9 protein-coding genes are annotated in these 9,294 nt (G+C 54.3%); 2 read left to right on the top strand and 7 right to left on the bottom strand.

Annotated elements, in window-relative coordinates; all coding sequences use genetic code 11:
* Positions 1-145: 145 nt before the first annotated feature.
* Complete coding sequence (locus DK261_RS10780; RefSeq protein WP_009050155.1) at positions 146-313, top strand: DUF2897 family protein; 168 nt, start codon at positions 146-148, stop codon at positions 311-313.
* A 67-nt stretch (positions 314-380) separates the two neighbouring features.
* On the opposite strand, the gene DK261_RS10785 is transcribed toward DK261_RS10780, so the two are convergent.
* Positions 381-1,232 (bottom strand): DUF1989 domain-containing protein, encoded by an 852-nt coding sequence (locus DK261_RS10785; RefSeq protein ID WP_028683080.1) that lies wholly within the window; start codon positions 1,230-1,232, stop codon positions 381-383.
* A gap of 15 nt (positions 1,233-1,247) precedes the next feature.
* Complete coding sequence (locus DK261_RS10790) at positions 1,248-1,901, bottom strand: GntR family transcriptional regulator (protein WP_009050157.1); 654 nt, start codon at positions 1,899-1,901, stop codon at positions 1,248-1,250.
* 196 nt (positions 1,902-2,097) lie between these two features.
* Here DK261_RS10790 and DK261_RS10795 point away from each other — a divergent pair, with 196 nt between their 5' ends.
* Positions 2,098-2,664 carry a TetR/AcrR family transcriptional regulator gene (locus tag DK261_RS10795; protein ID WP_103331008.1) on the top strand — a complete coding sequence of 189 codons (567 nt, stop codon included), beginning with the start codon at positions 2,098-2,100 and terminating at the stop codon, positions 2,662-2,664.
* Positions 2,665-2,692: 28 nt separating this feature from the next.
* Here DK261_RS10795 and DK261_RS10800 read toward each other — a convergent pair whose 3' ends face one another.
* The 5 genes from DK261_RS10800 to wecB all read right to left on the bottom strand — a co-directional run bounded on the left by DK261_RS10800 (position 2,693) and on the right by wecB (position 9,276).
* A complete protein-coding gene (locus DK261_RS10800; protein WP_110175695.1) occupies positions 2,693-3,487 on the bottom strand; it encodes an SDR family oxidoreductase in 795 nt (264 codons plus the stop codon).
* Between the two features lie 224 nt (positions 3,488-3,711).
* Entirely contained in the window at positions 3,712-4,044 is a 333-nt protein-coding gene (locus DK261_RS10805) for a helix-hairpin-helix domain-containing protein (protein ID WP_009050160.1), read from the bottom strand.
* A gap of 112 nt (positions 4,045-4,156) precedes the next feature.
* The gene (locus DK261_RS10810) at positions 4,157-6,151 is read right to left on the bottom strand and encodes a nucleoside-diphosphate sugar epimerase/dehydratase (protein WP_110175696.1); all 1,995 of its coding nucleotides are present in this window, start codon (positions 6,149-6,151) and stop codon (positions 4,157-4,159) included.
* 924 nt (positions 6,152-7,075) lie between these two features.
* Positions 7,076-8,017, bottom strand: coding sequence for a glycosyl transferase (locus tag DK261_RS10815; RefSeq protein WP_232539738.1), 942 nt, complete (start codon positions 8,015-8,017; stop codon positions 7,076-7,078).
* A gap of 158 nt (positions 8,018-8,175) precedes the next feature.
* Positions 8,176-9,276, bottom strand: coding sequence for a non-hydrolyzing UDP-N-acetylglucosamine 2-epimerase (gene wecB / locus DK261_RS10820; protein WP_080710647.1), 1,101 nt, complete (start codon positions 9,274-9,276; stop codon positions 8,176-8,178).
* Positions 9,277-9,294 lie beyond the last annotated feature (18 nt).

The following is a 9,294-nucleotide window of genomic DNA, read 5'->3' on the forward strand; positions in this document are numbered from 1 at the left end:
GCCACACGGAAGATTGATGCAAGAGAGGTTACCGGGGCAGATCAGGCCTACAATGGAACCACTGCGAAACGCTGTAACTCGAAGTGGTATGGCAGCTTGACGGGCGAAACTCCTCGCCCGCCGGTATGCCCTCAAGGAGAGCCCTATGCCCTGGTATGCCTGGTTGATTCTGATCGTTGCAATCGGCTCGATCGTTGGCGGTTTGATGATGTTGCGTGACACCGCCAACAAGGTGGAACTGACCGATGAGCAACGCAAGCGCGTTGCTGAGCGCAACGCGGAAGCGGACGCCAAGGACGCGCAGGACCGCTGACTGGATAACCCGATCGAACAGCCCCGCCACTAACACAATGGCGGGGCTTTTTATTTCCTCAGCGGCATTATTTCTCCCAGGCAGCCTTGGTGATCTGCAGGCCATGCAAGCCTTTGTAGGCAGCCCGCTCTGGCTGGCTCCAGCCTTCGAGCAACGCCTCGTCGAGCCGATAGATTTCCACGCCCAATGGCCGGCAGACACTGAGGGGGTCCTGGGCCTCCGGCCCCCACATGGGCAACGACAGGTCGCCGCCCGGACAGGTCGAGAGCGCACACAACAGATCGATTTCGGCAAAGAACTCCAGGTAATCGCCCTTCTGCGCAGGGCAGGCCTTCATGAAATACATGTCGTCGTGATTGAGCCCGGTGCACTGGAAGATGTTCAGCACGTCGTGCACATCGAACTCGGTCAGGCCGTGGGGCAGGACCGCGCGCGTGAGGTTGGAGTGGCAATGGTGATGGAAGTCCTCCCCGGTGAGCATGCGGTTCACGTAGGGATCGCAGCGCGTGCCGAGCAGGTCGTGCAAACGCCCGCCATGCTCGTCGATGCCGTAACCGGCCAGGCTGTCATCGGTAATGGTCACCAGCGGCCGCAGGAACGGCAGGTTCGACCACAACCGATCATGAGTACTGACATGCGCGCCCTGCAACTGCCGGGTACGCGCCGCCCACAAACGCTCCCGCGGGTCGTTGGCATTCCAGACGTTGAAGTCCCCCACCTGTGGGCCGGCCGGCGTGGTCACCCGGAACACATGTCCGGCCGGCACATGCCAGGCCCGCCCGGTGCGGATCGGTACCTCGAATTGCTCGATCAAGGTGCGTTGGTCCTTGCTGTCGCGGACCCGCTCATAAAAGGCCGTATCCACCTGCAGAGCCGAGCCTTTGCTGACCTGATAAGCCGCGGGATAGTCCTTGTACATGGTTGAAACCCTCGATCAGTGGCGGGAAGAGTGGCTGAGAATGTCGAGCAGCAACCGTTCGGAATCGTCCAGGTAAACCGCGAGGGTCTCGCCGGCGGCCTGCTTGTCGCCATCGGCGAGCAAGTCATGGATCTGCCGGTCCCGGGCCAACCAGGGGGACTGGAAACGCTGCTCGTCAGGGGCGGCACAGAACACCAGGCGCAGCTGCGCCACGACGTTGGTGAAGAACTCGTCGAACAAGGGGCTACGCATCAGCCCGACGATGTGTTGATGAAACGCCAGGCTGTGGGTACCTACCGAGCGCCAGTCCTCGCGCTCACGGGCGAGTTCGCTGGCCTCGATAGCCTCGAGCATTCGATCGGACTGGTAGTCGCGCAACGGTTTGCTGGAGGCAATGGCCTGTAACTCCAGGGTACGACGCACCTGGAACAGGTCACGCACTTCATCGATCCCCAACTGTCGCACCGTGACGCCCTTGTTGCGTGCGTAGCGCGTCAGGCCTTCCTGCCCCAGACGATGCAAGGCCTCGCGGATGGTGTTGCGCGAGGCGTTGTAGGTGGACACCAGATCGCCTTCCACCAGGGCCATGCCCGGCAACAGGCGACCGCCGATGATATCGGCACGTAACTCCAGGGTTATCTGGTCAGCCAGGGACAATACGTTGCTCATGAATATCGCCTTGCGATTGTTGAACAATCTATGGATATTCAATAATCACTATTCATGCCAACTAATACTGGGCTCGCCGGCAAACCATGACTTTCTAGTCATTCAGTAGGGAAAATGAGGTTTCTGGGGTTAAAAGTGCAATCCCCCTCCCGTCAACCTTGGGTAAGATGACTCCCTAGCTGTGGAGACTTCCCCGATGCGTTACTCGCAAGACCATAAAGCCCAAACCCATCAACGCATCATCAAGGAAGCCGCCGAGCGCTTTCGGCGCGACGGTATCGGTGCGACAGGCCTGCAACCACTGATGAAAGCCCTGGGCCTGACCCATGGCGGTTTCTACTCGCATTTCAAATCCAAGGATGATCTGGTCGAAAAAGCCCTGCAGGCTGCGGCCACAGAACTTGATGCCCACTGCGCCACACTGTTTGCCCAGGAACAGCCACTGCAGGCCTTTATCGACAGCTACCTGTCCGAGTGGCATCAGACCTCTCCCGGTCAAGGCTGCCCGCTGCCCACCATGTCTTCGGAACTGGGCCTGCGCGGGCAAGCCAGTCCCACCACCGATGCAGTGCTCAATGCCCGACTCGCGCAGGTCGAGGCCAATCTCGAAGGAGAAAATGCCGCCGACCAGAGCCTGGTGATCATGTCGACCCTGGTCGGGGCCCTGGTGCTGTCACGCAGTGTCGAGAACCCCGACCTGGCCAAACGGATACTGGAGGTAACACGCGAGCATCTGAAAAAGCAGGATGGGCAGGCGGAGTGAACCGCACCACCCTCCGACCTCGACACGGTTATTTGTAGCGAGCAGCCGCGCTGCTTTTCGACAGGTTGGGCCCCAGGGCAAAACGCGCAGCCACGAAGGCGTCCCAATCAGCCGAGTCGGGTAGCGAGGGGATGGTGATCAACTCACCCTGATCAAAACCGGCCAGAGCCGCATCCACCATCTCGGTGGCGTCCATAACCATTTCGGCTGGAATCCCCTGGGCGTCGATGCCCGAACGCTCCCAGATCTCGGTACGGGTCACCCCGGGCAATACCGCCTGGACCTGCACGCCTTTACCGTCCAGTTCCGCAGCAAGCGACTGAGTCAGGCTCAGGACATAGGCCTTGGTCGCACTGTAGGTCGCATTAAAACGCTCGGGAATCAGCGCCACCACCGAAGCGATATTGATGATCGCCCCTCTTCCCGCTGCCGAAAAGCTGGCGGCAGCAGCGGCAGCCAGACGAGTGACCGCGATCACATTGAGCTGGATCATCACCTCCAACTGATCCGTGTCTGCAACGGCCAGACTTCCGTCGGCAGCGATACCGGCATTGTTCAGCAACAGACTGATACTCGAGTCGGAACGCAAACGCTGCTCGACCTTCAGCACATCGGCCTTGAGCGTCAGATCGGCTTTCAACACTTCAACCTGCACCTTGTGCTCGGCCCGTAGCCGGGTAGCCGCAGTTTGCAGGCGCGGCTCATCTCGTGCAACCAGCAACAGATCGTAACCACGAGCGGCCAACCGCTCGGTATAAACCGCACCGATGCCAGATGAAGCACCGGTGACAAGTGCCAGCCCCTTGGGGGAAATCGAGTTCATAACGGCTCTCCAGAAAAGTGCTTGAGAAGGGAAAGACAAGGAATTGATACGCTGCTTGGGAAGCGATTTGATTATAGTCATAATTCAATAAAATATTACGATCATAATTCTATCGAAGCGATAGACAACATTGAATGGCGCAATCCTGCTTATGGTGTTTTGCGCGCTAGAACCCGAAAAACGCAAGGCCGATCACTGATCGGCCTTGCGCATGAATTGAAGCGTCAGTTGACCTTCAACTTTTCCCGGTTGCTTTCCAGAATCGCCTTGCCGATGCCCTTGACCTCGAGCAGTTCGTCCACCGAGGTAAAAGGTCCATTGCTCTCACGATATTTAACAATCGCCTGCGCCTTGACCGCACCAACGCCGGACAGCTCACGCTGCAAGGCCGCTGCATCGGCAGTGTTCAAATCAATCCTGCCTGCTTGCTCCGAAGAGGCCACCTGCGCCGCTGCCGGAGCCTTGGCCTCGGTATTGACCGCAGGTGCTGCGTAGGTAATGGAAGAAAGACTGGCCATCAGAGCGAAGACCAGAGAAGGGAAATAAGCGATACGCATAAGTGACACTCCATGACATCGATTAGGAAAAGCAGCTTTTCCAAAGCTGCTCTCCAAACCTAGGCGGTGCCACGGGCAAGTCAAAAGTGACTGGGTTACAACGTATGTAAATTCAGGGTTCGAGGCGACGCTGCTGGTAAATCCAGTCGACAATATCGCCATCCGGGGTGTAACCGCTGACAGTCTCGCGCAGCAGTTGTCGAACCCTGGAATAGTCATCCTGCTCAACGGCCACCAGCAATTCCGCCAGCTTGGCTTTCAGCAAGTCCCAAGGCAGATGATCCTCATTGGCGCTCATGATCATCGGATGCTGAGTGGCAGAAACGTTGTCGCCAATCAGTAACTCTTCGTAAAGCTTTTCGCCCGGGCGCAAGCCCGTGAACTCGATGGCGATGTCGCCCTGGGGGTTCCTCTCCGAACGAATACTCAACCCGGAGAGGTGAATCATCTTCTCGGCCAGCTCGACAATCCTCACCGGCTCGCCCATGTCCAACACGAACACATCGCCGCCCTGCCCCATGGAACCGGCCTGAATCACCAGTTGCGCCGCCTCGGGGATGGTCATGAAGTAACGAGTGATCTTTGGATGGGTAACGGTCAGTGGGCCGCCAGATTTGATCTGGCTATGAAACAACGGAATTACCGAGCCTGAAGACCCCAGCACATTGCCAAAACGCACCATGGTGAAACGGGTTTTGTTGACACGCGATACGTTGGCTTTGTCCCCAAACAACACCGGGGCGATTTCACGACTTAGAGCCTGCAGGGTCAATTCAGCGAGACGTTTGGTGCTCCCCATCACATTGGTTGGGCGCACCGCCTTGTCTGTGGAAATCAGCACGAAATTGGCGACCCCGGCCTGTAATGCGGCCTGAGCAGTGTTGAGCGTTCCCATCACGTTGTTCAGCACGCCTTCGGCGATATTGTGCTCGACCATCGGTACATGCTTGTAAGCCGCCGCGTGATAAACCGTATCGACATTCCAGGTCTTCATCACATCCAGCAGCTTATGCGGATTGCGAATCGAGCCAAGAATGGGCAGCAACCGAACAGGCGACGACTCGCGGGAGAGACGCTGCTCGAGTTCCGACAGGATGTTGTAGAGATTGAACTCACTGTGATCGAACAACAGGAGCGTGGTCGGCCCCAACGAAAAAATCTGCCGGCAGAGTTCGGCCCCGATCGAACCACCTGCGCCGGTCACCAGAACCGTCTTGCCCTTGATACAACGGGCCAGCAAGTCAGGCTGAGCAGGTACAGCGTCGCGCCCCAGCAAGTCTGCGATATCAACTTCCTGAATATCGTCGACCTTCACCCGCCCGCTGGCCAAATCGGTGAAGTTCGGAACACTACGCACATGGAGCGGAAAGCCCTCAAGCAGGTTGAGAATTTCCCGACGTCGCGCACGAGTCGACGACGGCAATGCCAAGAGAATCTCCTGGGCACCGGTTACTTCAATCATCTGCTGGATGTGTTTGGGCTTGTAAACCTGCAAACCGGAAATGGAGCGATCCGCGATACTCGGATCATCATCGACAAAAGCCACAGGACGCATTACCCGCCCCATGCGCAGCGCCGCAACCAGCTGGTTGCCTGCAACGCCAGCACCATAAATGGCGACCTTGGTCAGACCGTCGTCGCGATTGGTAAACGGCACGTGTTGGGCTGCGGTGAACCAGTCGCCCATAAAATACTGGCGCATGCAGAGACGTAGGCCGCCGATGATGACGAGGCTTAACCACCAGTAGTTGAAGATGATGGAGCGAGGGACTACCGCCGAGTGGTTGCTGTACCAATAGACAATGACTGCCAAAATGAGTGATGAAAGACTGACAGCCTTGATGATGGCAATAAGCGCATCATTACCAAAATAGCGCATGACGGCACGATACATGCCGAAGCGTATGAAGAGAGGGATGGCAACCACTGGTGCAAAAGCAAAGAGCCATAGGTGGACTTTGAGTGGGTTATACATATCGTCCACTCCGAGACGGACGATGAACGCTAGCCAAAGCGAGGCCCAGACCAGCAGAATGTCGGTGGCAATCTGAATCAACCGTTTTTGACGACGAGGCAGATTCAACAAAAAGGCGCGTAATTTATCCATAAATCCCAACCAACGAATATTACCTCGCTCAAAGGTCTGCAGTCATTTCAGGACACTAGCGGGAATCATTCCCGTCTCGACAGGGTAGCTTATCACTTGGTAGTACAGGACTGGGCTCCAGATTCAAGGGGCTGAGTATTTGGCCTCAAGACAACGCCCGTCCGTACCGAGGGCGGTCAATGCAGAGACAAGTTGTCAGCAGAGTAGAGACAACTGCCCCCATGAAAGTTCCCATGTCAACGCCTATTGACTGAGCAAGCTGCCAGGAGTCACAACCTACAAGAGAAAGCGTTTGATAGAGGTAGAGATGGCCAATCAAAAATACAAACGTAGCCCACAGCAACGAAACCTACCAACAAATAAGCTACGAAAAAATAGACCACCACAACAACTTAAAACCCAAACAGCCTTGCATGAACAATGAAAAATAAACTCATAAAAAGAACAGACATGAAATAAGCCAGCACACTACTAGCAAAGAGACACCCCCTAAACACCAAAACTAACTCATGAGTATATCTTGAAAAGAAAACGCTTCCACGAAAGCTGTAACCCATAAAAAGCCAATACTTATACAGACAGGCACAAGCAATATAAAAATATTGAACACAGCAATAATGATCTGATATTTCTCTTTAACACTGAAACAATTTCTTTGACGAACCACTCACTAAAAAATAACAGCAAGGAAGAAAAAATGGCATATGAAATGGATATGGATTAAACAGATACAATGCAATGCAACACCACGGCTCGCATACCCAGCAACAACCGACAGAATACTTTTCCCTCGTAATACATCGACATTTGGACTCCTTCCCAGCCCCTACTAGACGAACATTCTATTTTCGATGTATTACACTCATTTTTTCACACAAGAAACAAATAATCTCTAAATTACAAAAAAACACCATAGAAAAATAGCTATAGTTCAATATCTGCTCCCTCAAATCGAGCATCCCACGTATTATCATTGATAAAGTTCATGCTACTTTCGCAGGTATCCCGGTACTTAGCCGCCGTGACAATCAATTTACCAATATCGCCAAGCGACTTACTGATAAAAGTGCCGGCCGCCTCTTCGCGAAACTTCATTTCTCCAAAGTCCGTTGAGACAACCGGCAAGCCAAGCGCCCGATACTCATAGTATTTGATTGGATCAACAGAAACTGTCAGCTCATTCCTCTTGAAAGGGATAAGCCCGACATCAAACTCACACATCGCTGCCAACGCTATATCATGGGCACAAGGTGGCAACAGCTCGATATTTGAGGGCAGCTCAAAAGGTGCCGGCGAAAACACCGGGCCAATTATACGAATGATGTCACCAGAACGAAGTTTGGCCAATGTTCGAATCCAGTCCCAGTCAAACCACGCCCCAACCGTCCCTACATAGCCGAGAACTTTTCGCGCCCGCTCCTCGCTAGCGTTGCGGGGGGGGAGCAGCAAAGCATCATCAAGTGCGTTCGGCACAAAACAGACACTTGCCTTTTCCTGTGACCAACGGCTTTTAAGGGCGGTACTCGAAACCCAAACTTTCTCTACGGCTTGAACCAATTGACGCTCCCGGTTCGCCATCGCCACCCGGGAAACGCCAGTGTAGAACGCCGGAAAATCATCCATTGCATCATAAATAGAGTGCTTGGGCTTGAACGCTTGCAGAACCTTGAGAGCCAAAACTGAAGGTTTTCCTACAACAATCAAAGGCTCTTGCGTGCCGAATTGGTCTTTTATTTCACTGATCAGCGGCGCCCACAAACCACGGTTCAACCAGCCGGAACCGGGAAGAGGTTCAATCGGAAACGCCCGAGGCGTCAGTATTTTCAGCCATTGTGGTACGCTCACCCGAGCCTGCTGGCTGTTCATCTCCGCGCGCTTCAAATCGCTAGGCTTAGGAAATCGGGTTGGATAGGGTTCAATCCAAATTACTTGTCGCCCAGTACGTCGATGAAACCACTCGACAAATTTGTGGGGGCGCTGAGAAAAACTGGCCCACGGGACAGGCGACAAATAAATCAATCTCATCAGTTAAAATACTCTTGTAGCGCATTGACGATCCGCTCTGCGCCATGCCCATCTCCATAAGGAGAAACGCCACGGGCCATCTCGCGATAGGCTGTCTCGTCATCCAACAAGTGTTGAGCTTCATTCACGATTGCGTCGTAGTTGGAACCGACCAGTTTAACGACCCCGTGCTCCACCGCTTCCGGACGCTCAGTTTCTTCGCGCAGAACCAATACTGGCTTACCCAATGCTGGTGCTTCTTCTTGCACACCACCGGAATCGGTCAGAATCAGATAAGCGCGCTTCATCGCAGCCACGAATGGTGCATATTCCAATGGATCGCACAGCACAAAATTGGCAATCGGACCAAGCAGTTCGTGAGCCACCTCCTTGACGTTAGGGTTTGGATGCACCGGATAAAGGAACTGAACGTCAGGATTGTTTTCAGCCAAGGTGCGCAGCGCACGACAAATATTGAGAAAGGGTTCGCCGAAATTCTCCCGACGGTGCGAAGTCACGAGCACCAGTCGTTTACCTGGATCAAGTTCAATCCCCAGATCCAGATCCTTTGCAGCTGTCATGAGCAGCGCATCGATCACAGTATTGCCAGTGACGATGATATCGGAGTCAGGAACACCTTCACGCAGTAAGTTCTGCCGGGAGCCTTCAGTAGGAGCAAAGTGCCAGCGAGCCAGCTTGCCAGCGATGACCCGGTTGGCTTCTTCCGGGAAAGGGTTCTGCATATCCCAGGTGCGGAGCCCGGCCTCAACGTGACCAATTGGAATCCTGTGGTAGAAACAGGCAAGAGCAACGGTCATTACAGTCGTTGTATCACCCTGAACCAGAACGATCTCTGGTTTCTCAGCGTTCAGCACATCGTCCATTTCCAGCAACAAGCGAGCAGTCAGCGTGGTCAAGGCCTGGTTTGGACGCATGATGTCCAGATCGATATCTTGTTCAATACCGAAAAAGCTCATGACCTGGTCAAGCATATGGCGATGCTGGGCTGTTGCTAGAACCCGCACATCTGCCCAAGGTTCATTTTTCAACGCCAAAATGACCGGAGCCATTTTAATCGCTTCCGGACGAGTCCCAACAACGCAAAGTATTTTTCGTTTCACAATAATAATTCCCACAAA

It is taken from the genome of Pseudomonas sp. RW409 (assembly GCF_003184125.1).
Classification (GTDB): Bacteria; Pseudomonadota; Gammaproteobacteria; order Pseudomonadales; family Pseudomonadaceae; genus Aquipseudomonas; species Aquipseudomonas chlororaphis_I.